The following is a 24371-nucleotide window of genomic DNA, read 5'->3' as shown; positions in this document are numbered from 1 at the left end:
GGCAGCTCCTTTTGTGTGAGTGGCGAGTGGTTAGTGGCGAGTGGCGAGGATCTGAGATTGGGGCGACGGCGGCGGTTTCGTCCGGAAACCTGCTCGCCACTCGCCACTGATCACTCGCCACTGAGGGCTGAGCCTTAGCTCAGCACTCCAAGCACGTCCGACTCTTTCATGATGATCAGGTCTTCGCCGTCGATCTTCACTTCCGTGCCCGACCACTTGCCGAACAGGATGCGGTCGCCGGTCTTCAGCTCCAGGGCGTTGACCTTGCCCGAGTCGTCGCGGGCGCCGGGGCCGACGGCGACGACTTCGCCTTCCTGGGGCTTTTCCTTGGCGGTGTCGGGGATGATGATCCCGCCCTTGGTCTTGGATTCTTCTTCAACGCGCTTGACCAGCACGCGGTCGCCGAGCGGACGAAACGCCATCGGTTGTCTCCCTTGATCCCCCGAATGGGGCGATTTGAACAATGGGTCAGCCTCTCCGCGACCGCCGTTTTAGCAGCCGACCACGGAGAGTGCTAACGCGAGCGGGAGTTAGTCAGAGGGCGGCGGGGCGTCAAGCGCCGCCGCGTGTGAAACTTCCGCGACGGATGAACGCGCGATGAACCACGGCCTCCGAACCCGTTCAAACGGCGCGCGCTAAAACCACCTCAACGCTCGCGATCCCCGGAAGACGCGAGGCGATTCAGAGGAGACGGACCATGTCCAAGCTGTTGAAAATCACCGCCGCCGTCGTCGCCCCCGCCGCCGCCCTGGCCTTGACCGCCGCCCCGGCTTCGGCCCAGTCGCGTGACCGCGACGACACCGCCCGCAACGCCCTGATCGGCGCCGCCGTCGGCGGACTGGCGGGCGCCGTCTACGGCAATGGCGACGGAACCTATATTGCGGGCGGCGCCTTGGCCGGCGCGGCCTTGGGCGCGGCAGCCTCGTCCAATCGCGGATCGGACTGCGGCTATTACCGCGGCGGCCGCTGCTACCGGAACCAGGGTCACTGGGAGCGCGAACACGGCATCAACAGCCGCGATCCGCGCTGGGAGCAGCGCCGTGATTATCGCGACTGGCGCCGCGACCAGCGCTATGACCGGCGCGACGAGCGCCGCGACTATCGCTACGATCGCCGCTGGTAGACTGCGGACGTGAAATTCAGAAGGGGCGCCTTATCAAGACGCCCCTTTTGTCATGCCGCGTCCCGACGCGGGTCCCAATGCGGGAAGGGATCCTCCAGCCTGGCCCAGCCCTTGGGTCCGCGTTCCATCTCGAACCGGCTCAAAAGGGCGGCGTCGAACAGGGAGGTCAGCAGATCGCGGTTCATGTCCTTGCCGATCAGGACGATCTCCTGACGACGGTCGCCATAGGGTTGTCGCCAGACGGCCTCGATCGCCTTCAGCCATTCGGCGTTGTCGTCGGGCCAGCGCTCGCGCGGCGCCGAGGCCCACCACAGTCCGCCCCATTCATGTTCGGTCACCGCCCCGGCCTGGCTCCAGGAACCGACATAGTCCATCCGGCTGGCCAGCCAGAAGAAGCCCTTGGAGCGCCAGACGCCGGGCCATTCACGGTTCAGCAGGTCATAGAAGCGCCGGGGATGAAAGGGTCTGCGCGCCCTGTAGACGAAGGTTGAGACGCCGTATTCCTCGGTCTCGGGCGTCACCTCGCCGCGCAGGGCCTGGGACCAGCCGGCCGCCTGTTCCGCCCTTTCCATGTCGAACAGGCCCGTGCCGACGACCTGATCCAGGGGCACGGCGCCGCGCACTGCCTGGATGATCCGGGCACGCGGATTGAACTGGGCCATCATCGCCTTCAGCGTCCCGAGTTGGGTCGCATCGAGCAGATCGCACTTGTTCAGCACGATGACGTCGGCGAACTCGATCTGGTCGATCAGCAGATTGGCGATCGTGCGTTCGTCGTCCTCGCCCAGATGTTCGCCGCGAGTCTTCAGCCGGTCGGTCGAGGGATAGTCGCGGTGGAAGTTGAAGGCGTCCACCACCGTCACCATGGTGTCGATCCGGGCCAGGTCCGACAGGCTGAAACCGTCCTCGTCGCGAAAGTCGAAGGTGGCGGCGACCGGCATGGGTTCGGATATCCCGGTGGATTCGATCAGCAGGCAGTCGAACCGACCCTCGCGCGCCAGCTTGCCGACCTCGATCAGCAGGTCCTCGCGCAGGGTGCAGCAGATACAGCCGTTGGACATCTCAACCAGCCGTTCCTCGGTCCGCGACAGGTCCGCCCCGCCGCCGTCGCGCACCAGGGCGGCGTCGATGTTCACCTCGCTCATGTCGTTGACGATGACCGCGACCCGCAGCCCGTCGCGGTTCGCCAGGACGTGGTTCAGCAGGGTCGTCTTGCCGGCTCCGAGGAAGCCGGACAGGACGGTGACGGGCAGGGTCTTGAACTCGGACATGACGGCGCTCCACGGCTGCTGCGCCGAGCTTGACCACAGCCCGGCGACTGTGAGAGTTACGTTATATTATAACATGCACAGTCAGCAAGGTTTTCCATGGCGGTCGGCGCAGTCGTCCAGGGGCAGGCGCCCACGGTCTTCACCACCCTGTTCGAGCCGCAGGTGCGGATGGCGATCTGGTCGCGGCCCAGTCCCATGCCGCCGGACGCCTTACCCCCGGCGGACTTCACCGCCGACTGTGACGGGCGCTGGATCGCCACGTCCGGCCCGGCGCCCGAATGGTTGCTGCAGGATATTGAGGGATTGGCGGAGATTGTGGCGGCGATCAGCGGATACGACGCCTGGCGCGCGCGGTGGGAGACCGTGACCCGGCGCGCCTGCCCGCGGTTCCACCAGGACGCCGTTCCGGTGCGCCTGATCGTCGCCTATGAGGGGCCGGGGCCCGAATGGGCCTTCGCCGGCGAGATCGGCGAGGATCTGGACGGACGCAAGATCGGCACGCGCCGCCGGGTCCGCACGCTTCATCCCGGCGACGTCGCCGTCATGAAGGGCACGGCGCCGGGCTGGGAGGCCTGGCCGGACTTGCCGGTGGTCCTGCACCGCTCGCCGCCGGCCGGGAGACGCACCCCCCGGCGCGTCCTGACGATCGACGCCGCGCCGGCCTGAGCGTCAGCCCATCAACCGCGTCATCAGGCCGGCCGTCGAAGGGTCCAGATCGGCGGAGGGGCCGCCGGCGTGGACATCCTTCAGGATCGCCTTGGCCAGGACCTTGCCCAGCTCCACGCCCCATTGGTCGAAGCTGTTGATGTCCCAGATCACGCCCTCGACGAAGGTCTTGTGCTCATAGAGGGCCAGAAGGGCGCCCAGGGTCTGGGGCGTCAGACGGTCCATCAGTATGGCGGTCGAGGGGCGGTTTCCGGTGAAGGTGCGGTGGGTCGCGAGACGCGTCGCCTCTTCCTCCGACAGGCCCTGGGCCAGGCCTTCCGCCTTGGCGGCTTCGGTGGTCTTGCCCAGCATCAGGGCCTGACCCTGGGCCAGGGCGTTTGACCAGAGGGGGGATTCCGGCGCGTCTCCGTGGGTCTTGGCCACGATGACGAACTCGGCCGGGACGATCTTGGGGCCCTGGTGGATCTGTTGGAAGAAGGCGTGCTGGCCGTTGGTGCCGGGCTCGCCGAAGACGACGGGGCAGGTCTGGCGCGTCACGGGCGCGCCGTCGCGATGCACCCGCTTGCCGTTCGACTCCATCTCCAGCTGTTGCAGGAAGGCGGGCAGGCGGCGCAGGGCGTGGGCGTAGGGGGCCACGGTGCGGGCGGGCCGGTTCAGGCCGTCGACGTTGAACACCTGGGCCAGGGCCAGAAGGATCGGGGCGTTCTGCTCCAGCGGGGCCGAGACGAAGTGATCGTCCATGGCCGCAGCCCCGGCCAGCATGGCCTCGAACACCTCCCAGCCCAGGGCGATGGCGCACGACAGGCTGACCGCCGACCACAGCGAATAGCGCCCGCCGACCCAGTCCCGGAACGCGAAGGTGCGGCCGCAGCCGAAGGCCGCCGCCTTGTCCGGCGCCGCCGTCACCCCGATGAAATGTTTGGTCATGCCCTCGGCGGGCAGGGACGCGGTCAGCCAGGCCTTGGCGGCCTCGGCGTTGGCCAGGGTCTCTTGGGTCGTGAAGGTCTTGGACACCACCACGACCAGGGTGGTTTCGGGATCGAGGCCGGTCAGGGCCTCGGCCATGTCGCGCGGGTCGATATTGGCGACGAAACGCAGGTCGATGGACGGCTCCAGCGGCCGCAGGGCGTCCCAGACCAGGCGCGGCCCCAGGTCCGAGCCGCCGATGCCGACATGGACGATGGCTTTGAACCGTTTGCCCGTCGCCCCCGCCTCGGCGCCAAAGCGGACAGCTTCGGCGTAAGCCTTCATATCGGCCCGCACGGCGTCCACCTCGGCCGAGACCGGCTCGCCCAGGGCCTTGAAGTCGGCGCCGGCCGGGGCCCGCAGGGCCGGATGCAGCACGGCCCGCCCCTCGGTCAGGTTGACGGCCTCGCCAGCGAACAGGGCGGCGCGACGGCCCTCGACGTCGCAGGCGTGGGCCAGGTCCAGACAGGCCTCGAAGGCGTCCCGGGTCCAGCTCTGTTTCGACAGATCCAGATAGAGACCCGCCGCCTCGACCGACATTCGCGCCAGACGACCGGGATCGGCGGCGAACTGGTCCACGATACGGGTCTTGCCCGCCGTTTCGGCGGCGGCGTCGAAGGCGGTCCAGGCGTCTTTGCGGGTCATCGGTCGTCCTCGGGAGGCGAAGTCTGGGGAGCGGAAGTCTTGGGAAGACAAGGAAGGTAAACACTCGTTTACGGGTCGAGCGTATGCCGGTTCAACGTCCTAGCCGACGCTGAAACAGGAAGTCACCCATGTCCTGCGGCCTTGCTCTCACGATCGCCCTGACCCTGTCCAATCCCGCCGTGGCCCTGGCGGCCGATCAGCCCGCTGCGGCCGCCGGCGCCCCCGTGTCCGTGGCGGCCGAGCCCCTGTTCGCCGACATCGTGGCCCGGTCCGGGAGGCTGAAGGCGATGGTCGACGGCTGGGCGGCGTCAAAGGCTGCGGACGAGGCCGGCTTCTTCACCAGCCAGGCCTTCGCCGGCTTCAAGGCCCAGGCCGAACAGCTGGCGGCCCTGGACATGCAGGGCCATCTGATCCTGAAGGAACGCGGCACGGACGGGGACCTGAAATGCATCCTGCGCGGCATTTCCGAGGACATGCCGAAAAAGGTTGAGGCGGTTCAGGCCGCCGCCACCCCCGCCGCCCGCGCCGAAGCCCTGTCGGACCTGTCCTATCTGCTGAACGACAATGTCGAAGTGATCACCGCCCCGCCTCAGCCTGAAGTCTAGCGAGCGAAACCCCGACCTCTGCGGGTTGCGGGGGTGACGGTGCGGGTGCAGGCTGGGGGAAACCGTTTCCGGAGTCCCCATGGCTGGTCTTGCGCCCCTGATCGCCGTTGCCGCATCAATGGCCGCGTCAATGGTCGAATCCGCGACCGTTCCGCTCGGCGCAGTGCGCGGGGCCGAGCCGGTCGCCCTGGCGCAGCGGATACTGCCGCCGGAGACGGCGGCGCGGATCGAGGGCGGCCTCGTCCGGCGACAGTGGCTTCCGGGTCAGAGCTATTTCATTCGCTTCGACGAGCGCCCGAGCGTCCATTCGGACGGCCTGTGCCGCCGCACCTCCCACGTCGCCTCGGCCGGGGCGCCGCGCGTGGGCGAGGAGGCGGCCGACGACACGCCGCTGGCGCTGACGCCTTTTCAGACCGTCGTCTTCTACGCCCCGACCTATCCGAACCTCGCCTCTGATGCGGGGTGTCTGTCAGAGGGCGGCTGGATCGGCGCCCCGGAGCGCGAGCTTGAACCGACCCTGCGAATGCTCGACCGGCTGACGCGGGCGATGGCGCGGGCCGCCGGCCCCGACGAACTGGGGTTCGCCCTGTCGTGTCGTTCGGACAAGCCGGAAGATTGCGCTGATCCGCGACGCGCCCTGGCCGACCTGCCGCTGGATCGGCTGCTGGGCGTTCGGCTGAAGAACACCGTCTATCAGGAAGAGCCGACCGAGGGCCGGGTGCGGGTTCGAAAGATGCAGCCGGTCGTCGACGACCGCTGGCCCGAGGCCGAGGTCCATTTCGACAGCACGCCTCCGGACGGCCAGTCGTGGATCGTGGTGCTGAAGGGCATCGACCGCCTGGAGGCGGTCGAGATCCGGAGGACGCTGGTCATCCGCCACTGAGCCGCCGCATCCGACGCTCGCCGCGTCTTCACCGTCCCGTCAGCGCTTCGACCACCACACCCTCGGTCAACAACTGCGGCAGGATGCGGGGTTCGCCGCCGGCGGCGGGATAGAACAGATACAGGGGCACGCCCGAGCGGCCGTGACGCTCCAGTTCACGGCTGATGGCGTCGTCGCGGCGGGTCCAGTCGCCGACCAGATAGAGGGCGTTCGACGCCTTCAGGGCCTCGGCGACGCGGGGCGAGGACAGGGCGGCGCGCTCGTTGATCTTGCAGGTGACGCACCAGTCGGCGGTGAAGTTCACCAGGACCGGCCGGCCGGCCGCCTGGGCGGCGCGGACGGCCTCGGCCGACCAGGGGGCGGCTGTGAGGGAACCGGTCTCGGCCGCCGCCGCTGAAGGCGGCCGGGTGGCGGCCAGAGCGGCGAAACCGACGGCGAGGAGCAGGGCCAGGGCGGCGGCGACGGCGCTGACCACGGCGGTCCCGCCCTGGGCCCGGCGCGCCTGGTTCATACCGGACAGCCACAGACCGAAGGCCAGCGTCAGGCCCGCAGCGAGGACCAGGGCCAGGGCGTCGGGCCCCGTCTGGCGCGAAAAGACCCAGACCAGCCACAGGGCCGCGCCGTACATGGGGAAGGCCAGCAGGGCCTTCAGCCGCTCCATCCACGGCCCCGGCCGGGGGAAGCGTCGCAACAGGCCGGGCGACAGGCTGATCGCCACATAGGGCAGGGCCAGGCCCAGGCCCAGCATCAGGAAGATCGCCAGGGCCGCGGGCCAGGGCGCCAGCAGGGCTGCGCCCAGGGCGGCGGCCATGAAGGGGGCGGTGCAGGGGGCGGCGACGACCACGGCCAGCACCCCGGTGAAGAAGGCCCCCACGCCGCCGGGCAGCCGCGACAGGGGACCGGCGCCGGCCCCCTGCAGTCCTGCCCCGACATGGAAGACGCCCGACAGGTTCAGGCCGACGCCCAGCATCAGCAGGGCCAGGCCCGCGATCACCGCCGGCGACTGAAGCTGGAAGCCCCAGCCTATGGCCTCGCCGCCCGCGCGCAGGATCAGCAGGACGCCCGCCAGGACCAGGAAGCTGGACAGGACCCCGGCCAGGAACAGCAGGCCGTCGCGCCGCGCCTCGCCGGCCTGATGGGCCGAGACGGCCAGGGCGGCGGCCTTCATCGCCAGTATGGGGAAGACGCAGGGCATCAGGTTCAGGATCAGTCCGCCGACGAAGGCGAACAGGATCGACTGCAGGATCAAGCCCGCGCCGGCCCCTTCGGCGGGGGGGGCGGCCTCGCCGCTGAGGGCCGCGCCGCCGGCCGTTCCGGGCAGGGGGGGACCGGGCTGGGCCGTGATCTCCCAGGCGCCGGCGTCGGTGGCCAGGACGCCGGACACCGGCCGGGTCAGGCCCTGAGCCTTCAGATCGGCCCCGGGAGTCAGGGTCAGGCTCAGCCCCCGGGGGCCGGCCTGGCCCGACTGGGCCGCCGCATGGTCGATCACGCTGCTGTCGTAGGGATAGAAATAGGCCTGGGTCACGCCCGGCGCGCGGCCCATGATCTCCGCCAGCGGTCCGCCCGCCGCCGACAGGGTCAGGACGCCGTTCTCGAGCGCGGCGCGCGCCTCGATCCCCGCAGGGCGTGGCGCGGCCTCGAGCACGGCCTGGAGCGCCCGGCCGTGATCCGGGTCCAGCGGCGGCGCCCCCTCCCGGATCGGCAGGTCCAGCCTCAGGCTCATCTGCACCGGCACGCACATCTGGTCGCTGCACACCAGAAGCAGGGCGTCGGCGACCAGGGGCAGGGTGGTGCCGGGTCGGGCCGAGGCCGGGATCTCGATCGGCACGGGCAGATAGACCTCGCCCGAATAGCCGTAGTTGACCAGGCTCATCAGCCGCTGGCGGGTCGGCAGGGGCCAGACGATGTCGCCGGCCTCGACCCCCGGCGGAAGGCGCCAGTTCAGGGTGGTGGGGCCCCCGGAATCGCCGGGGTTGCGCCAATAGGTGTGCCACCCCTCGGCGATCTGCTGTCGCACCGCCACCACGGCGGTGGAGCCCGGCGCCGCCCAGCGCGTCAGAGGAATGAGTTCCGCCCGGATGTTCTGCGCGCCCTGAGCGCCCGTCTCGACGGGGGCTTGGCTTCGGACCTGGGCCAGGGCCGGACAGGCCAGGCCCAGCAGCAGGCCCAGGTTCAAGACCAGCAGCAGGCGCACCCCGAATCTGGAGCCGTCGCGGGGCTCGCCGGCCTTGAACAGGATGGAGAAAAGAAGGCGCATGATCGGCCTTTTAGGCCGGGAGACCGCCCCTGTCAGGGCGCCTTTACGGGATCAGCGAGGATGGGCGTCGATCGCCACCTCGGTGCGGCGGCGCAACGGCTCGGCAGCGCCCTCGGTCGTGACTGCGCCGACGTCCCCGGCGGCGGCCACGTCGAAGACGGGGGCGGGCAGGCCGGCGGTGTTCAAGGCCTGGGCCACGGACCGCGCCCTCTGTTGAGAGAGGCTGAGGTTGGCCGCAGACCCGCCCGTGGCGTCCGCGAGGCCCAGCACCTGGACCCGCCGAACGTCGCAGGTCTTCAGCACATTCGCCGCCGCCGTGATCGCCTGATCGGCCGCAGGCGTAAGCCGAGCCTCGCCTTCACGGAAATAGATGTCGAACCGCACCGGCGCGCACGGAGATTCCCCCGTCACGATTGCGTCTCGCGAAGGCGCGGTGGCGCAGGCCGACACGGCCGCAGCCAAACCCAATGCCGAAATCGTCAGATATCTCATACCGTCCCCCTCGGTTGTGCGTCTGCAGACGCAAAAAGGGCGGCCCGTCGCCGACGAGCCGCCCGGTTGAACGGACGCGAACCGTCTCACGTCCGTTCAGAAACCCTGAGGCTCAATAGCGCCGTTGGCCATTGTCCCAGTAGCATTCGTCCTGGCGGTTGTCGTAGCAGTAGTAGTAGCGACCCTGGCTGTCGCGATAACGCTGCTGGTTGTTGCGGTCCGCCTGAGAGCCGCGCACCGCGCCGGCCGCACCGCCCAGGGCGCCGCCGATCAGGGCGCCGGTGGCCGCATTGCCGCCGCCGACATTGTTGCCGATGACCGCGCCCGCCACGGCGCCGAGGCCCGCGCCGATGGCGCCCTGGCGCACCGTCTGGTTGGTGCCGCCGTAAGGATCGCTGGCGCAGGCCGAAGCCAGAAGACCGGCGCCGGCTATGGCGATGATGGCCTTGTTCATGGTGAATTCCTTTATCCTGGGTTCGCCCCGAATACGAGAACGCTGGACTCCCGCACCGGTTCCCTTGTCTATCACTGTTCCGCTGAAGCGGCTAAAATCGCCGCACGGCAGTCAAGCTTATGGGGGCAGGACGATGCGATTTTCCACACTCACGCGGGCTTCGACCGGCGCCGAGGGACCGATCTGGTCGCGGCCTCGCAAACGCAAACGCAGAGTCTCGGCGGCGTCCCTGGTCAACACCCTTCTGGTTCTGCTGGCCCTGATCGGCGCCCTGACGCTGGTTCTGTCGATCAGGGCGGGTTCAGTCGAGACCGCCGGCCGGACCATGGACGGATGGATCGCGACGGCCTGGGCCCACGGGCAGGCCTTGATCGACCGAACGCCCAGCCCCAGCCGCTGAAGCGTCAAAGCGACGTCCGCACCACACTGAGGGGAACGGCTCGGCTTGGCAGGCGTTCGGCCCGACATGACCGACATCCTGAGCTCTGAGCCCGACACAGGGGCGGGCGGGCAGCGCCCGGGCGCGGGCCGCGTCCTGACGCCTCATGCGTCGCTGAAGCGGTTGGTCATTCTGGTGAATCCGCTGTCAGGCGGCGTCGGACCGCGCGCCGTCGCAGAGGTCGAGGCGATCCTGACCGACTATGAGGTGGAGAGCCAGGTCGTGCTGTTGCAAGGCGGCGGCTTCGACCAGGCCATCGCCGACGCCTTCGCCGCAACGCCCGACGTCATCTTCGTTCTTGCCGGGGACGGCACGGCCCGTTCGGTGGCGGCCAAGGCCAGGCCGGACGGTCCGATGATCGCCCCCCTGCCCGGCGGCACCATGAACATGTTGCCCAAGGCGCTTTACGGCACCGGCGATTGGAAGGCGGCCTTGCGCCACGCCCTGGAGGAGGGCGAGCCCCAGACGGTGTCCGGCGGCGAGGTCGGCGGGGAATATTTCTACTGCGCGGCCATCCTGGGGTCGCCGGCCCTGTGGGCCCCGGCGCGGGAGGCGATGCGGACCGGAAAGCTGAGACTGGCCTGGGCCTATGCTCGACGGGCGCTGAAGCGAGCCTTTTCCGGCCGATTGAGGTTCAGCCTGGACGGCGGCGGCCGTCGCCGCGCCGAAGCCCTGGTGTTGATCAGTCCGATGATCTCCAAGGCGATGGAGGAGCCGACGGGGCTGGAGGCGGCGGCGCTGGATCCGTCGGACGCCACCCAGGCCTTCCGTCTGGCGGCGACGGCCCTGTTCAGCGACTGGCGCCATGATCCCGCGGTCTCGACCCGCCCCGCCAAGCGGATCGACGTCCGCGCCCGGTCCAAGATTCCCGCCGTGATCGACGGCGAACCCCTTCTTCTGAGCCCCGAGGCGACGGTGCGGTTCATTCCCAAGGCGTTTCGCGCCCTGGCGCCCAAACCCCCCGCCGCCGAGGACAGTCTGTAATGGGGCGTATTCTCCAGTTTTCCGATGTTCATTTCGGATGTGAGCACAAGGGGGCGGTCGCCGCCGCCCTGGAATACGCCCACGCCACGCCCAACGACCTGGTCCTGATCACAGGCGACATCACCCAGAAGGGCTATCCCAAGGAGTTCGCGGCGGCGGGTCGTTGGATGCGCGCCATGCCCGAGCCGCGCTTCGTCATCGTCGGCAACCACGACGTCCCCTACTGGGACGCGGTCGCAAGGCTGTTCCATCCCTGGAAAGCGTTCGAGACGGCGACCGGGTTTCCCGCCCACGACGGCCAGTTCTGCAATGAGACCGTCATGGTGCGCGGCGTCGTCACCGCACGCGGCTGGCAGGCCCGGCCCAACTGGTCAAAGGGGGTCATCGATCTGGACCAGACCCGGCGCGCGGCCGAGGCCCTGCGGCAGGCGCCGATCGGGGCGCTGCGCATCCTCGCCTGTCACCATCCGCTGATCGAGATGATCGGGGCGCCGATGACCGGTGAGGTCAAGCGCGGGGACGAGGCGGCGCTGATCTTCGCCGAGGCGGGCGTGGATCTGATCATGACGGGCCATGTCCATGTGCCCTTCGCCCTGGCGATCGACCTGGCGGATCGCTGTTCCTATGCGGTGGGTTGCGGAACCTTGTCGCATCGGGAGCGGGGATCGCCGCCCGGCTTCAATCAGGTGGATTGGGACGCCAAGACCATCACGGTCACCGCCCTGGCCTGGGACGGCGCGGCCTACAGGCCGCATCAGGTGTGGAGGCTTCCGCGTCGGCAGGACACCCGCCGCGCGGCGACGGCGCCCGATCCGAACGCGCCGGGCATGCTGGAAAAGGCGGCGGTCTGACGCCGCCCTTCCATCTCGGCCACGGCCCATAAGGACCTCGGCATGAAGAAAGGGCCGGAACTCGCGTTCCGGCCCTTTCCGTTTTGAAGCTCGACGCCCTTTACAATCGAGGCGCGCCGCGTCCGCGAAGTCCGCCGGCCACAAGGGCGATGACGAACAGGATGATGGCGATCACGGCGATGAATTTGGCGATCTCGAACGAGAAGTTCGCGATGCCGCCGAAGCCGAGAACGGCTGCGATCAAAGCCACGACCAGGAAGATAATTGCCCAGCGAATCATGGGTTTAGCTCTCCTGCGTTGATGTTTCCGACGGCGGCCTCGCAGCCGTTCGTCCGTCGGTGGATCAACGTTCCCGGTCGCGGGGCGTTCCGCCCGCGACAGAGAAAGGAAAGACTATCGCCGCCGGCGACGGCCGTAGCCGCGATGCTCCATCTTGCGGTCCGCCACCATGCCGGCCACGATCGCGGCCAGGGCGGGATTGCGCAGCAGCAGGAAGGCGGCCCCCAGTCCGCCGACCACCCCGATGACAGGGCGCTCGCGCACCATATGCAGGATCTTGCCGGCCAGACCCTCCGGCTCCTCCTCCTCGTCCTCATCGTCCCCTTCGGCGCGCTTCAGGAAGACGAGGGCGACGATCAGGGCCGTCAAGGCGAACAGGCCGAAGGTGATGGCGGCCGCGCCCAAGGGCGTGGTCATCAATTGGAGGGCGTAGAACACAGCGACGCCCAGGAAGATGACGGCCAAAAAGACGCTGGCGGCGACCACGGCGGTCGCCACGGCGCGCTTGAGGATGCCCTTGAACATCAGCGGCGGCGACCGGCCAGCAGCATGCCCAGCACCAGACCGACGCCCAGGGCGATGGCCGTGGACTGGAGCGGACGTTCCTGCACCCGTTCGACGACATAGCGCTGGGCTTCGTCCAGGCGCTCGGCGGCGTCGTCGTAATATTCGCGGCCCCGAACGCGGGCGGCGTCGTAATAGGTGCGGGCCTGTTCGCGCACTTCCTCGCTCTTGGCGCGCAGGCGGGCCTCGGCCTCCTCGGCCTTTTCGCGCAGGCGCTGGGTTTCTTCACGAGCGCCGGCCTTCAGATCCTCCTTCAGGGTCTTCAGATCGGCCTTGATGTCTTCTCGAGCCTTGGTGGTGGCCATGATGCGCGCTCCAGTTTCAAGCTTGGCATTAGAATAGGGAACCCCGTCTGCCAACGCCACACCCCTGTCGAGGTTCCGTCGTCGCCAATGTCGGTGAAGGCCTCGTCACCTCCGTCCCGGCGCCTTAGATTGGCGCCATGACCGCCTTTCTGTTCGAGCCCCGACCCCAGCCCAGCCTGCCGATCATCGGCGATGCGCGACGGTTTCCCGTGCGGCGGATTCTGTGCGTGGGCCAGAACTACGCCGCCCATGCGCGAGAAATGGGGTCGGATCCGGAGAAGCAGACGCCCTTCTTCTTTTCGAAGCCGGCCGACGCCGTGGTGACCGACAGCGCCGATCCGGCCTACCCGTCCGCGACGGCCCAGCTGCACTATGAGGCCGAGCTGGTGGCGGCCATCGGCGAAGGCGGGCGGATCGTCGGCTGGGCCGCCGGGTGCGATCTGACCCGACGCGATCTGCAGGCCCAGGCCAAGGCGGCCGGTCGCCCTTGGGACGCCGCCAAGGGGTTTGATCAGTCGGCGCCCTGCGGCGCCATAACCCTTGGCGCCCTGCCGAACCCGGACGGGTCCATCGTCCTGACCGTCAATGGCGAAACCCGCCAATCCAGCGTCCTCAGCGACATGATCCTGAACCCGGACCAGATCGTCGCGGCGGCGGGCGGGCTCTGGACGCTTCAGCCGGGCGACCTGATCTTCACCGGAACCCCGTCCGGCGTCGGGCCGATCGTGCGCGGCGACAAGGTGGCGGTCGCCATCGAGGGTCTGGCGCCCCTGAGCTTCGAGATCGTCTGATGATCCTGCACGGCTATTGGCGGTCCGGCGCCAGCTATCGGGTCCGCATCGGCCTGGGGCTGAAGGGACTGGCTTATCAGACTGCGGCCCTTGATCTGCGCAAGGGCGAACAGAAGGCCCCCGCCTTTCTGGCGATCAATCCCCAGGGCATGACCCCCGCCTTGCAGCAGGGGGAGACGGTCCTGACCCAAAGCCCGGCGATCCTGGAATGGCTGGAGGAGACCCATCCCGAGCCGCCCCTGTTGCCGAAGGACGCCCAGGACCGCGCCCAGGTCCGGGCCATGGCGGCCCTGATCGGCTGCGACATCCATCCGCTGAACAATCTTCGCGTCCTGACCGCCCTGCGTCAGGAGTTCGGCGCCGATCAGGCGACGGTCGACGCCTGGGCGGGGCGCTGGATTACGCCGGGCTTCGACGCTCTGGAGGTCCTGGTCGCGCGCCACGGTGCGGGTTGGAGTTTCGGCGATCGTCCCGGACTGGCGGACTGCTATCTGATTCCACAGCTCTATTCGGCGCGGCGGTTCAATCTGGCCCTGACGCCCTGGCCGCGCCTTGTGGCGGTCGAGGCCGCCGCCCAGGCCCATCCGGCCTTTCAGGCGGCCCACCCGGACCGGCAGCCCGACGCCGACGGCTGAGCGCGCCCGACCCATATCGGCGGTCGATGAGTAAGACTCGCGTAAGGTCTTGATCAACCTCCCTTAAGCTTTGGGGGGCATGATCGGGGGGTGACGCAGTCCCCACCCTCTCCCTCGGCGCCATCGCCGGTCGATCGCCTGGCCCTGGCCGTGGTGACCGAGCCCGAGCGCGCCGCCAAGCCCCTCATGGCCGCCCCGTCGGGCGCCCGCGAGGACGCGATGCGTTTCCTGTTGCAGACGGGAGCGGACGCGGGGGTCAAGGTGATCGCGACCAAGCCGACCGGCGACGGCGAACGGCTGTTGGGCCAGGCCTGGCCCTTCCCCTCCCCCTTCCGCGTCACGGTTCGCACCGTCGGCCTGGGCGAAGGACTGGATCGGGTTGAGGCGCGGGCGCGCCGCTCCTTGGAACGTCTGGGCCTGCCGCGGGGCGAGGCCCTGCTGGTCAACAATCCCGCCGACCTGGCCGGCGCCGAGGGGCGGGCCCTTTGGGACCGGCTGCAGGCCTTGAAGGCCCGCGGCCTGTTTCGCAGCATCGGCTTTTGCGCCACGGTCGAGGACGGACCCGTCCTCCTAGCCCGGCGCCTGGAGGCCGATGTGGTTCAGGTCGCCTGCAATCTTCTGGATCAGCGCGCGGCGGCCGAGGGAATTCTGGATGAGATCAAGGCCCTGGGGGCCCAGGTCCACCTGTCTTCGGTCTTCGCCGGCGGCCTGTTGTTCGCCCCCGGCGACGATCTTCCGGCCCATTTGACCGGCTATGATCAGGCCCTGTCGCGCATCCGACGGCGCCTGGCGGAACGGCGCTGCGATCCGATGCAGGCCGCCCTGGCCTACGCCTTTTCTCTGGAGGCGGTGGACCGGGTGGTGGCCAGCGTGGCCTCCGCCGCCGAGCTGCGCGCCATATTGGCGGCCGCCCATGCGCCCGGTCCCGACCTGGACTGGTCGGAACTGGCGCTGGAGGCGCCGGCGGCCTTCGCCGCCGACGCCCGCAACCTGATCAGTAGCGCAGCCTGACCCCGACATAGGCCGACCGGCCGGGCTCTCCATAGCCGAACACCTGCTGATAGTGTTCGTCGCCCAGGTTCTCGATCCGCGCCGTCAGGGCGACCTTGTCCGTCAAAGCGTAGGCCGCGTTCAGATTGGCCGTGACGAAGCTCTCGCGGACCACTGTGGAAAAGCCGCCAGAGTCGTCCTGATCGCCTTCCGCCCGCACGGTCAGGGCGCCGGACAGGCGATCCCCCGTCCAGCCCAGGGTCGCCGAACCGGCGTGTTCGGGCACGCGGAGCAGCCGGGCGCCCGTGGTGCGGTCCGCAGCGTCGGTCCAGGCGTAGGCCAAGGTCAGGTCGAAACCGGCGCCGAGGCGCGCGCGGCCTTCCAGCTCGAGCCCGTCCGACCGCGTCTTGGCGACGTTGACGTAGCGGCCGGCGGAATAGGTGATTTGGTCCTCGACGTTCAGCCGATACAGGGTCGCGCGTCCCTCGAACCGACCGCCGGCGGAGGCCCAGCCCAGGGCGATCTCGACGCTGTCGGCCGTCTCCGGCTTCAGCGCGGGCCACGGCTGGGGCGCGAAACAATAGTCGCACACCGCCTGGCTGACGGTCGGGGCCTTGAAGCCTGTGCCATAGGCGCCCGACAGGATGAAGCCGCCGGCCAGATCATAGGCCGCCGAAATCCGCCCCGTGGTCTTTGAGCCGAAATCGTCCGTGTCGTCGTACCGCAATCCGCCGCTCAGGTTCAGCGGGCCGGCGTCATACCGGGCCACGCCGAACACCGAGGTTATCGACAGGTCGCGCGACAGACCTGACGACAGGGCCGCCGAGGCCTCGTTGCGTTCGACGCCGAAGGCGTAGTCCACGCCTTGCGCCTGACCGTCCGCCTGCCAGCGGTAGGCCTGACGGTCGCCGCTGAAGGTCGAGCCGAAGCCGTCGCTGTAGGAGGTGCGCTCCAGATCGGACGCCGAGATGCTGAACTGATGATCAAGACCGAAAGCCTGGGCCGTCACCCGACCGAAGCCCGACCACTGTTCGCTGTCCTGGGCGTCGCCGGTGTCGGCCAGCACATAGTCAGGCGCGGGGAAGCCGTCGATGTCGGCGTGGCTGTCGTTCCAGCGCGCCGCGCCTTCGACCTTGACCGCGTCGGACAGGACATAGCGGCCCTTGGCGCCCAGGGTCGTGCTGCGAAAGCCGTCGGTCTCGGGATTGCCGTCCGCCTTGTCCGCCGCCGAAATCCCGTCGGTCTGGAAGCGCGAGACATAGGCGCTGAAGGCGTAGGTCTCATTGGCGACGCCGGCCGACAGACGACCGCGCGCCGTGTCGAAGCTGCCGGCCTCGGCCTCGGCGCGAACGCCGTCGATTTCACGCGTGGTGAAGGAAATCACCCCGCCGATGGCGTCCGATCCCCACAGGGACGACTGCGGACCGCTGAGCACCTCGATCCGGTCGATGTCGGCCAGTTCGAAGCTGGAGAAGTCATAGGCGCCGTTCGGTTCGGCCGCATCATTGACCGGCGCGTCGTCCACCAGCACCAGGGTCTTGCCCGGCGTCGCGCCGCGCATGCGGACCTGGGCGATCCCGCCGAAGGCCCCTGTTCGCGTCACCGACAGGCCAGGCACGTCGGACAGGATGTCGGCGGCGAAGACGGCGCCGCGTTGCTCGATGATCCTGGAATCGATGACCCGGGCGCCGGGCGTCTCGGCGACGATGGCGGGCAGGCGGGTGGCGGTGACCACGACCTCGTCCAGCTGGGTCGCCTCATCGGCGAGAGCAGGTGCGGCGATGACGGCGGCCATGGCCGCCGTCGACAGAAGAATGGAGCGCTTCATTGTGAGCGATGTCCCCGTATCGGCCCGGCGAATGCGCGCGCAGGGTCGTGACCAGCGAGCCGATCCGCCCGGCCGCGAGGTCGGGACGACGCAAGATCGGGTCGCTTCCACGGAGAAACCGCGCCTCTGTCTGGTCCCGGACAGGAGCGAGCGACGTCGGCGGCCAGGTCTCCTGGCTTGCGGGTCATAAACCGCCGTCCTCGCCTTCCCAGTCACCCAGTGGCGCCGAGGTGAAGAACCCCGGACGGACGACGCTCTCGCCGCCTACAGTTGCGGGCACAGCCACGGCGTCACACCGTGTTCCCTTAACCGCCTGATCCGGCCTATCGCAGGGGCGACAAGCCTGTGCAAGAGCCGGTCAACGGGCTTGAGCGCCAGGACGCGATCCGTCACCCTGTCGCAACATGAACGCCCCTGTCTCTCACCCGCCTGACATCGCCGCCTCGCTTGAGGGCGCGACGCCCTTTATGGCGCAATATCTGACGGCCAAGGCCGGACAGCCGGACGCCATCCTGTTCTTCCGCATGGGCGACTTCTACGAGCTGTTCTTCAAGGACGCCGAGGTGGCGGCGGCGGCTCTGGGCATCACCCTGACCAAGCGGGGCAAGCACCAGGGCGAGGACATCCCCATGGCCGGGGTGCCGGTCCACGCCATGGAGGGCTATCTGGCCCGGCTGATCCGCCTGGGTCACAAGGTGGCCATCTGCGAACAGCTGGAAGACCCGGCCGAGGCCAAGAAGCGCGGCGGCAAGGCCGTGGTCCAGCGCGGCGTGGTGCGGGTGGTGACGCCCGGCACCCTGACCGAGGACAGTCTGCTGGATGCGCGCGGCGCCAACCGGCTGGCCGCCGCAGCGGTGCGCAAGGGTCGCGCGGCCGTGGCGGTGGTCGAACTGTCTTCCGGCGCGGTGGACAGCGTCGCCTGTGCGCTGGAGGATCTCGGGGCGACGCTCGCCGCCTTCCGCCCGTCCGAGGTCCTGGTCACTGACCGCATCTATTCCGACCCGACGACGCGGGACGCCCTGGACGGGTCCGGCGGCGTGGTTCAGGCCCTGGCCTCGGCCATCGCCGAGCCCCAGGCGGCGCGGACGCGGGTCGAGCGGCTGTACGGGGTTGCGGCCCTGGACGGATTCGGCGCCTTCGAGGAGGCCGAGGTCTCGGCGCTCGGCCTGATCGCCGCCTATCTGGAGACGACCCAGGCCGGCAAGGTTCCGGCCCTGGCCCCGCCCCGCCGTCTGGGCGAGAGCGGGTTTCTGGCCATCGACCCGGCGACCCGGGCCAGTCTGGAGATCGACCGGACGCAGAGGGGCGAACGCGAAGGCTCGCTGTTGGCCTGTATCGACCGCACCGTCACCTCGGGCGGGGCCCGGGCCCTGGCGGAACGGATCGCCCGGCCGCTGCGCGACCCCCTGGCGATCAATGAACAGCTCGACGCGGTCGAATGGCTGCTGGAGCGGCGCGATCTGCGGCGCGCCCTTCGCGACGGGCTGAAGGCCTCGGCCGATGTGGCGCGGGCGGTCGGACGGCTGGCCCTGGGGCGCGGCGGTCCGCGCGATCTGGCGGCGGTGCGCGTGGGCCTGTCCGTCGCCGAGGGGATCGCGGGCCTGTTCATCGGTCAGGTGGACCCGCTCACCGGCCGGCCGCGCCGCATCGCCCTGGCCCTGGATCGTCTGAGCCTGTCGCCCGAGGTGTCGCGGCTGAAGGCCGATCTGATCGACGGCCTGGTGGACGAGCCGTCGCATCTGGCCCGCGACGGCGGTTTCGTGCGCCCCGACTATCGGCCCGAACTGGACGCCGCCCGCACCCTGCGCGACGACAGCCGCCGGGTGGTCGCCGATCTGGAGGCGCGGGCGGTCGCCGAGTCCGGCGTACCCTTCAAGGTCAAGCACAACGCCGTCCTGGGCTATTTCCTGGAAACCTCGGCCAAGGCGGCGGAGGGCCTGTTGCGGGCCGGGCCGGACAGTCCCTTCATCCACCGCCAGACCCTGGCCAGCCAGGTGCGGTTCACCACCGTCGAACTGTCGGAACTGGACGCCAGGATCAGCCAGGCCGGTCACCGCGCCCTGGCCATCGAGGCCGAGACCTTCGAGGGCTGGCGGCGCGAGGTCGCCCGCCTGGCCCAGCCGCTGCAAGCAGTCGCCGAAGCCCTGGCGGAGCTGGACGCCCATGCGGCCCTGGCGGAATGGGCCCAGGAGGCCGGGGCGACCCGGCCGGTGGTGGACGACAGTCTGGTCTTTTCGGTCGAGGCCGGGCGGCATCCGGTGGTCGAGGCGGCGGTCAAGGCGGCCGGCGATCCCTATACGCCCAACAATGCGCGGCTGGACGGGTCTGGATCGGACTGCGCCCGGCTGGCCATCGTCACCGGGCCGAACATGGCCGGTAAATCGACCTTCCTGCGCCAGAACGCCCTTCTGGTGATCCTGGCCCAGGCCGGGGCCTTCGTGCCCGCGCGCGCCATGCGTCTGGGCGTGGTCGACCGGCTGTTCAGCCGCGTCGGCGCCGGCGACGACCTGGCGCGGGGGCGGTCGACCTTCATGATGGAGATGGTCGAGACCGCCGCCATCCTGACCCAGGCCACGCCGCGCAGTTTCGTGGTTCTGGACGAGATCGGCCGGGGCACGGCGACCTATGACGGCCTGGCCATCGCCTGGGCCACGGCCGAGGCCCTGCACGACGTCAACCGCGCCCGCACCCTGTTCGCCACCCACTATCACGAGCTGGCCCAGCTGGAGACGCGGCTGGACCACGTCTGCAACCTGTCCATGACGGCCAAGGAGTGGAACGGCGACCTGGTCTTTCTGCACGAGGCGGCGCCGGGGGCGGCGGACCGGTCCTACGGCGTTCAGGTGGCCAAGCTGGCCGGGGCGCCGGCCGCGGTGGTGGCGCGGGCCAAGGCGGTGCTGGAGCGGCTGGAAGGGGAGAAGGCGGCAGCGGCCCGCCTGGACGATCTGCCGCTGTTCGCCGTGGCCGAGCCGGAGCCGCCGCGCGCGCCTTCCAAGCTGGAGGCGGCCTTGCAGGCGGTGGACCCCGACGCCCTGACGCCGCGCGAGGCTCTGGAGACGCTCTACAGGTTGAAGAGCCTGGCTGATTGAGAAGGTCGGCCCTTGCCAGGGATAGAAATCTAGACCCTGTTCGGTAACAGTCGTGGTCCGCCAGACCGAATCGCTGAGGATCGGCCATGAAGCCCAGCGCGCTTTCCCTTTCCGGCAAGACGGCCTTGATGGTCATTACGGCCCTCGGCGTCCTGACCCTGGTGCTGACGGCCGTCGCTGCGGTCCTGCTGACCCGCGACGCTGAGGCCCAGGCCGCCGAGCGTCAGGAGGCCAATATGCGGGTCGCCTGGGACGTGCTGGCCGATTACGGCGACGGCTTCACGGCGCGCGACGGCAGGCTGTATGTCGGATCGACTCCGATGAACGACTTCGTCGAGCCCGTGGACCGGATCAAGGCCCTGGTCGGGGGAACCGCGACCGTCTTCCTGAACGATCTGCGGGTGACGACCAATGTGGTCAAGGATGACGGCTCCCGCGCCGTGGGCACTCGGCTGAAGCCCGGCCCCGTCTATGACGCGGTGCTGAAGGCGGGCGAACCCTATCGCGGTCAGGCGGACATTCTGGGCAAGCCTTATTTCGTCGCCTACGACCCGATCAAGACCGCTTCGGGTCAGACCATCGGCGTGCTGTACGTCGGCATCCCCAAGGCCGACTTCATGGCCCCGGTAAACCAGGTCATCTCGGCCCTCGTCCTATGCGGCCTGATCGCCGCCCTGATAGGGGTGGCGCTCTGCCTGCTCGCCTCTCGCCGCATGTTCTCGCCCCTGAAGGCGCTTTGCGATCGGATGGAGGCCCTGCGACAGGGCCGGACCGACTTCGACGCGCCCTGGGCGGCCCGTCAGGACGACATCGGCCAAATCGCCCGGGCGGTGGTCGCCTTCCGCGAGGCCGCCGTGCGCCAGAAGGCCACGGAAGCCGAGACCGAGGCCATGCGTGAGGCCGCCCGCGCGACGCGAGAGGCGGGAGAGGCGGAGCGGGATCGTCTGGCCGAGGAAGACGCCCGGGTCGCCGCAGCCCTCGGGGAGGGCCTGTCCGCCCTGGCGCGCGGCGATCTGAGCCACCGGATCACCGCAGACTTCGCTGAGCGCAGCCGCCAGCTGAAGGACGACTACAACGCCGCCGTGGACACCCTGGCGGCGACCATGGCCGACATCATCGACCTGGTTGAGGCGATGCGGGCGGGAACATCGGAGGTGACGACCGCGACCGACGACCTGTCGCGCCGCACCGAAAGACAGGCCGCCGCCCTGGAACAGACCGCCGCCGCTCTGGACCAGATCACGGTCACGGTGCGCAAGACTGCGCAAGGCGCCCGGTCCGCCGCCGACATCACCGCCGAGGCCCGGAGCGGCGCCGCGACGCGAGAGCAGATCATCGCCGAGACCACAACCGCCATGGGCGAGATCGAGGCGACCTCGGGTCGGATCGGGCAGATCATTGGGGTGATCGACGAAATCGCCTTCCAGACCAACCTTCTGGCGCTTAACGCCGGGGTCGAGGCGGCGCGGGCGGGCGAGGCCGGTCGCGGTTTCGCGGTGGTGGCTTCAGAGGTTCGCGCCCTGGCCCAAAGGTCGGCGGAGGCCGCGCGGGAGATCAAAGACCTGATCGCCGCCTCCAGCGCCAGCGTCGGCGAAGGCGCCCGACTGGTGTCCCAGACCGGTGCGGCCCTGACCGCCCTGATCGGCCAGGTGGCCGAAATCAACCAGCTGGCCGGCGAGATCGCCGCCTCGGCCAAGGCGCAGGCCGAGGGGCTGGCCGAGGTCAATACGGCCGTCAACCAGATGGACCAAACCACCCAGCAGAACGCCGCCATGGTCCAACAGACCACCGCCGCCAACCAGGCGCTCAGCCAGGATGCGGAACGGCTGGCCGAACTGGTGTCGCGCTTCCGTCTGGGCGACGGGGCGCCATACGGCGACGCTCAGGACGAACGGACGGTCTGGGCCGCCTGAGCGGGATCGAACAGGCGCAAATGAAAGGCCCGCCCGGAGCCTCCGGGCGGGCCTCGTCGCATCGACTGAGAGGTCGATCGGAGCCGGATCAGGCCTGCATCATCCAGCCTTCGACGTCCATGGCCGCCTGACGGACGGCTTCCGAACGGGTGGGGTGGGCGTGGCAGGTGCGGGCGATGTCTTCCGAGGCGCCGCCGAAGCTCATGGTGACGGCGGCTTCGTGGATCATTTCGCCGGCCTGGGGGCCCATGATGTGGACGCCCAGCACCTTGTCCGTCGCGGCGTCGGCCAGAACCTTAACGAAGCCGTCGGTCTCGTGGTTGATCTTGGCGCGGCTGTTGGCGGTGAAGGGGAATTTGCCCTTCTTGTAGGCGACGCCGGCGGCCTTCAGCTGATCCTCGGTCTGACCGACCCAGGCCACTTCGGGGAAGGTGTAGACCACGCTGGGGACCAGAGCGTAATCGACGTGGCCGTATTTGCCGGCGATGGTGTCGATCACGGCGACCGCGTCTTCCTCCGCCTTGTGCGCCAGCATCGGGCCATGGGTCACGTCGCCGATCACCCAGACGCCGTCGGCGACCTTGAAGTGATCATGGTCGATGAAGCCGCGCTTGTCCGGCGTGACGCCGATGGTCTCCAGACCCAGGCCGTCCGTATAGGGCCGGCGGCCGATGGCGACCAGGACGACGTCGCCCTTCAGGGTTTCGGCGGCGCCGCCGGCCGAGGGCTCGACCGTCAGCTCGACCCCGTCCTTGCCCGACTTGGCGGCCGTGACCTTGGCGCCCAGTTTGAACGCCATGCCCTGTTTGGTCAGGGTGCGCTGGAAGGCGGTGGCGACCTCGGTGTCCATGCCGGGGGTGATGCGGTCCAGGAACTCGACCACCGTCACCTCGGCGCCCAGGCGGCGCCAGACCGAACCCAGCTCCAGGCCGATGATGCCGGCGCCGACCACAATCAGCTTCTTGGGCACGGCCGGCAGGGACAGGGCGCCGGTGGAATCGATCACCTTGCCCGCTTCAAAGGCGACGCCCGGCAGCGGAGTGGGCTCCGAGCCGGTGGCGATCACGATGTTCTTGGCCTCCACCGTCTGGACCGAGCCGTCGGCGGCGGTCACCTCGACCTTGCCCTTTCCGACGATCTTGCCCTTGCCCTTGATCCAGTCGGCCTTGTTCTTCTTGAACAGGAACTCGATCCCCTTGGTCAGGGCGGTGACGCTTTCGGCCTTCTGCTTCATCATCTGCGGCAGGTTGACCTTGGGAGTCCCCACGTCGATGCCCAGCGTGCCGAACTCCTTGTTAGCCACCTCGAACAGCTCCGAGGCGTGCAGCAGGGCCTTGGACGGCATGCAGCCGACGTTCAGGCAGGTGCCGCCCAGGGTGTCGCGCATCTCGACGCAGGCGACCTTCAGGCCCAGCTGGCCCGCGCGGATCGCGGCATTATAGCCGCCCGGCCCGCCGCCGATGATGACGACATCGTAGGAAGCTTCAGCCATGGGAGTGTCCTCGGGATGGATCGCGCGCGCGGGAGATGAAGGCGCGGCCGATACCTAAGCCCTGGCCCGCCGGGGTCAACCGTCGATCGCCAGAAACCCGTTGCGCGCTCGCCTGTCGGGTTTGGCCTTCGGCAACAAAAAGGGCCGGGTGTCGCCGCCCGGCCCTCTCCTGTCCAACGCTCTCGGTCGATCAGAGCTTGAAGCGGACGCCGACGAAGACGTTGTAGCCGAACTTCTCGTACTCGTAGGTCCGCTCCTTGGAGCCGTAGTAGCGAACGCCGGCGCTGTCGGTCAGGTTCTTGGCCTCGCCGAACACCTCCACCCCGTTGCCGAAGTCATAGCTGGAGGTGAAGTCCAGCTGGCCGCGGCCCTCGACCCACAGGTCCAGGCCCGGACGGGTCGCGTCGATGGCTTCCAGGAAGTCAGACCGGTGGGTGTAGGAGACGCGGGCGCTGAACCCGGCCTTCTCGTAGAAGAGGGCGGCGTTGTAGATCGTGTCCGACTGGCCCGGCAGGGTGAAGGTGTTGCGCCCGGCGTAGCTGGCGGCGGTTTTGATCTCCGCATCCGTCATCGTGTAGTTGGCGAATACGCCGAAGCCCGACGCCCAGCCCGGCAGGAAGTCGAAGGTCTGCTGCCAGTTGAACTCCACCCCCGCCAGGTGGCCGTCGGGGGCGTTGAGGGCCTCGGTGTAGACGGCCTGGGTGATCGTCGGGGCGGTCGGGTCCGTGTAGGGCGTCGCCGTGTTCAGGGTGAACCGGTAGTCCGACAGGTCCTTGTAGAAGGCGTTGACTGAGATCACGCCCAGAGGCTTCAGATAGTATTCCAGACCCGCGTCGATGTTGTTCGAC

The 24371-nt window shown here is 69.1% G+C and carries 24 protein-coding genes and 1 riboswitch; of the genes, 12 read left to right on the top strand and 12 right to left on the bottom strand.

The window, feature by feature from the left end; genetic code table 11:
• Positions 1–134: 134 nt before the first annotated feature.
• Complete coding sequence (groES, locus tag ACT6Q8_RS23775) at positions 135–422, bottom strand: co-chaperone GroES (protein WP_152949225.1); 288 nt, start codon at positions 420–422, stop codon at positions 135–137.
• Between the two features lie 275 nt (positions 423–697).
• Between groES and ACT6Q8_RS23770 the strand changes: the two genes are divergently transcribed.
• Positions 698–1123 (top strand): hypothetical protein, encoded by a 426-nt coding sequence (locus tag ACT6Q8_RS23770; protein WP_183216438.1) that lies wholly within the window; start codon positions 698–700, stop codon positions 1121–1123.
• Between the two features lie 50 nt (positions 1124–1173).
• Here ACT6Q8_RS23770 and zigA read toward each other — a convergent pair whose 3' ends face one another.
• Positions 1174–2394 carry a zinc metallochaperone GTPase ZigA gene (zigA, locus tag ACT6Q8_RS23765; protein ID WP_444571589.1) on the bottom strand — a complete coding sequence of 407 codons (1221 nt, stop codon included), beginning with the start codon at positions 2392–2394 and terminating at the stop codon, positions 1174–1176.
• A gap of 96 nt (positions 2395–2490) precedes the next feature.
• Between zigA and ACT6Q8_RS23760 the strand changes: the two genes are divergently transcribed.
• Positions 2491–3060: a DUF1826 domain-containing protein gene (locus tag ACT6Q8_RS23760; protein WP_444571590.1), complete on the top strand. Its 570-nt coding sequence runs from the start codon at positions 2491–2493 to the stop codon at positions 3058–3060.
• 3 nt (positions 3061–3063) lie between these two features.
• Here ACT6Q8_RS23760 and pgi read toward each other — a convergent pair whose 3' ends face one another.
• Positions 3064–4671, bottom strand: a complete 1608-nt coding sequence (gene pgi, locus ACT6Q8_RS23755; protein WP_444571591.1) for a glucose-6-phosphate isomerase — start codon at positions 4669–4671, stop codon at positions 3064–3066.
• A 128-nt stretch (positions 4672–4799) separates the two neighbouring features.
• On the opposite strand from pgi, the gene ACT6Q8_RS23750 reads away from it, so the two are divergent.
• Together ACT6Q8_RS23750 and ACT6Q8_RS23745 are read left to right on the top strand one after the other, a co-directional pair.
• On the top strand, positions 4800–5276 hold the full coding sequence (locus tag ACT6Q8_RS23750) for a hypothetical protein (RefSeq protein ID WP_444571592.1): 477 nt from the start codon (positions 4800–4802) through the stop codon (positions 5274–5276).
• A 79-nt stretch (positions 5277–5355) separates the two neighbouring features.
• A complete protein-coding gene (locus ACT6Q8_RS23745) occupies positions 5356–6159 on the top strand; it encodes a hypothetical protein (protein WP_444571593.1) in 804 nt (267 codons plus the stop codon).
• A gap of 28 nt (positions 6160–6187) precedes the next feature.
• Here ACT6Q8_RS23745 and ACT6Q8_RS23740 read toward each other — a convergent pair whose 3' ends face one another.
• The 3 genes from ACT6Q8_RS23740 to ACT6Q8_RS23730 all read right to left on the bottom strand — a co-directional run bounded on the left by ACT6Q8_RS23740 (position 6188) and on the right by ACT6Q8_RS23730 (position 9362).
• Complete coding sequence (locus ACT6Q8_RS23740) at positions 6188–8416, bottom strand: protein-disulfide reductase DsbD family protein (RefSeq protein WP_444571595.1); 2229 nt, start codon at positions 8414–8416, stop codon at positions 6188–6190.
• A 51-nt stretch (positions 8417–8467) separates the two neighbouring features.
• On the bottom strand, positions 8468–8908 hold the full coding sequence (locus ACT6Q8_RS23735; protein ID WP_054764363.1) for an OmpA family protein: 441 nt from the start codon (positions 8906–8908) through the stop codon (positions 8468–8470).
• Positions 8909–9020: 112 nt separating this feature from the next.
• Complete coding sequence (locus ACT6Q8_RS23730) at positions 9021–9362, bottom strand: YMGG-like glycine zipper-containing protein (RefSeq protein ID WP_054764362.1); 342 nt, start codon at positions 9360–9362, stop codon at positions 9021–9023.
• A gap of 133 nt (positions 9363–9495) precedes the next feature.
• Here ACT6Q8_RS23730 and ACT6Q8_RS23725 point away from each other — a divergent pair, with 133 nt between their 5' ends.
• From ACT6Q8_RS23725 to ACT6Q8_RS23715, 3 genes are read left to right on the top strand one after another with little or no spacing between them, the layout of a single operon-like run.
• Positions 9496–9762 carry a hypothetical protein gene (locus ACT6Q8_RS23725; RefSeq protein ID WP_183216454.1) on the top strand — a complete coding sequence of 89 codons (267 nt, stop codon included), beginning with the start codon at positions 9496–9498 and terminating at the stop codon, positions 9760–9762.
• A 45-nt stretch (positions 9763–9807) separates the two neighbouring features.
• Entirely contained in the window at positions 9808–10785 is a 978-nt protein-coding gene (locus ACT6Q8_RS23720; RefSeq protein ID WP_444739440.1) for a diacylglycerol/lipid kinase family protein, read from the top strand.
• Positions 10785–11636 (top strand): metallophosphoesterase family protein, encoded by an 852-nt coding sequence (locus tag ACT6Q8_RS23715; protein ID WP_182713767.1) that lies wholly within the window; start codon positions 10785–10787, stop codon positions 11634–11636. Before ACT6Q8_RS23720 ends, ACT6Q8_RS23715 begins: the two co-directional genes overlap by 1 nt.
• Positions 11637–11736: 100 nt before the next feature.
• On the opposite strand, the gene ACT6Q8_RS23710 is transcribed toward ACT6Q8_RS23715, so the two are convergent.
• From ACT6Q8_RS23710 to ACT6Q8_RS23700, 3 genes are all read right to left on the bottom strand, one after another.
• Positions 11737–11916: a DUF1328 domain-containing protein gene (locus ACT6Q8_RS23710; RefSeq protein ID WP_008262305.1), complete on the bottom strand. Its 180-nt coding sequence runs from the start codon at positions 11914–11916 to the stop codon at positions 11737–11739.
• A gap of 114 nt (positions 11917–12030) precedes the next feature.
• Positions 12031–12441 carry a hypothetical protein gene (locus tag ACT6Q8_RS23705; protein WP_054764359.1) on the bottom strand — a complete coding sequence of 137 codons (411 nt, stop codon included), beginning with the start codon at positions 12439–12441 and terminating at the stop codon, positions 12031–12033.
• A complete protein-coding gene (locus ACT6Q8_RS23700; protein WP_054764358.1) occupies positions 12441–12785 on the bottom strand; it encodes a DUF883 family protein in 345 nt (114 codons plus the stop codon). The genes ACT6Q8_RS23705 and ACT6Q8_RS23700 overlap by 1 nt, the downstream gene beginning before the upstream one ends.
• Positions 12786–12922: 137 nt before the next feature.
• On the opposite strand from ACT6Q8_RS23700, the gene ACT6Q8_RS23695 reads away from it, so the two are divergent.
• The 3 genes from ACT6Q8_RS23695 (at position 12923) to ACT6Q8_RS23685 (ending at position 15222) form a co-directional block, all read left to right on the top strand.
• Positions 12923–13576 carry a fumarylacetoacetate hydrolase family protein gene (locus ACT6Q8_RS23695; protein WP_152949214.1) on the top strand — a complete coding sequence of 218 codons (654 nt, stop codon included), beginning with the start codon at positions 12923–12925 and terminating at the stop codon, positions 13574–13576.
• The gene (gene maiA / locus ACT6Q8_RS23690) at positions 13576–14211 is read left to right on the top strand and encodes a maleylacetoacetate isomerase (protein WP_444571598.1); all 636 of its coding nucleotides are present in this window, start codon (positions 13576–13578) and stop codon (positions 14209–14211) included. Before ACT6Q8_RS23695 ends, maiA begins: the two co-directional genes overlap by 1 nt.
• A 90-nt stretch (positions 14212–14301) precedes the next feature.
• Entirely contained in the window at positions 14302–15222 is a 921-nt protein-coding gene (locus tag ACT6Q8_RS23685; RefSeq protein WP_054764355.1) for an aldo/keto reductase, read from the top strand.
• Here ACT6Q8_RS23685 and ACT6Q8_RS23680 read toward each other — a convergent pair.
• The gene (locus ACT6Q8_RS23680) at positions 15206–17029 is read right to left on the bottom strand and encodes a TonB-dependent receptor plug domain-containing protein (protein WP_444571599.1); all 1824 of its coding nucleotides are present in this window, start codon (positions 17027–17029) and stop codon (positions 15206–15208) included. The two genes, ACT6Q8_RS23685 and ACT6Q8_RS23680, sit on opposite strands and share 17 nt — an antisense overlap.
• Before the next feature lie 165 nt (positions 17030–17194).
• Positions 17195–17335: riboswitch (cobalamin riboswitch) on the bottom strand.
• A 161-nt stretch (positions 17336–17496) separates the two neighbouring features.
• On the opposite strand from ACT6Q8_RS23680, the gene mutS reads away from it, so the two are divergent.
• The gene (mutS, locus tag ACT6Q8_RS23675) at positions 17497–20118 is read left to right on the top strand and encodes a DNA mismatch repair protein MutS (RefSeq protein ID WP_444739439.1); all 2622 of its coding nucleotides are present in this window, start codon (positions 17497–17499) and stop codon (positions 20116–20118) included.
• 86 nt (positions 20119–20204) lie between these two features.
• A complete protein-coding gene (locus ACT6Q8_RS23670) occupies positions 20205–22031 on the top strand; it encodes a methyl-accepting chemotaxis protein (RefSeq protein WP_191558417.1) in 1827 nt (608 codons plus the stop codon).
• Positions 22032–22119: 88 nt separating this feature from the next.
• Here ACT6Q8_RS23670 and lpdA read toward each other — a convergent pair whose 3' ends face one another.
• Positions 22120–23523 carry a dihydrolipoyl dehydrogenase gene (lpdA, locus tag ACT6Q8_RS23665; RefSeq protein ID WP_444739438.1) on the bottom strand — a complete coding sequence of 468 codons (1404 nt, stop codon included), beginning with the start codon at positions 23521–23523 and terminating at the stop codon, positions 22120–22122.
• 190 nt (positions 23524–23713) lie between these two features.
• On the bottom strand, positions 23714–24371 hold a 658-nt coding region (locus ACT6Q8_RS23660; RefSeq protein WP_444739437.1), incomplete at its 5' end, for a hypothetical protein.

The organism is Niveispirillum sp. (assembly GCF_052437035.1).
Lineage (GTDB): Bacteria > Pseudomonadota > Alphaproteobacteria > Azospirillales > Azospirillaceae > Niveispirillum.
Note: the sequence above shows the minus strand (reverse complement) of the source record. Positions and strands in the feature narration are given on the sequence as shown.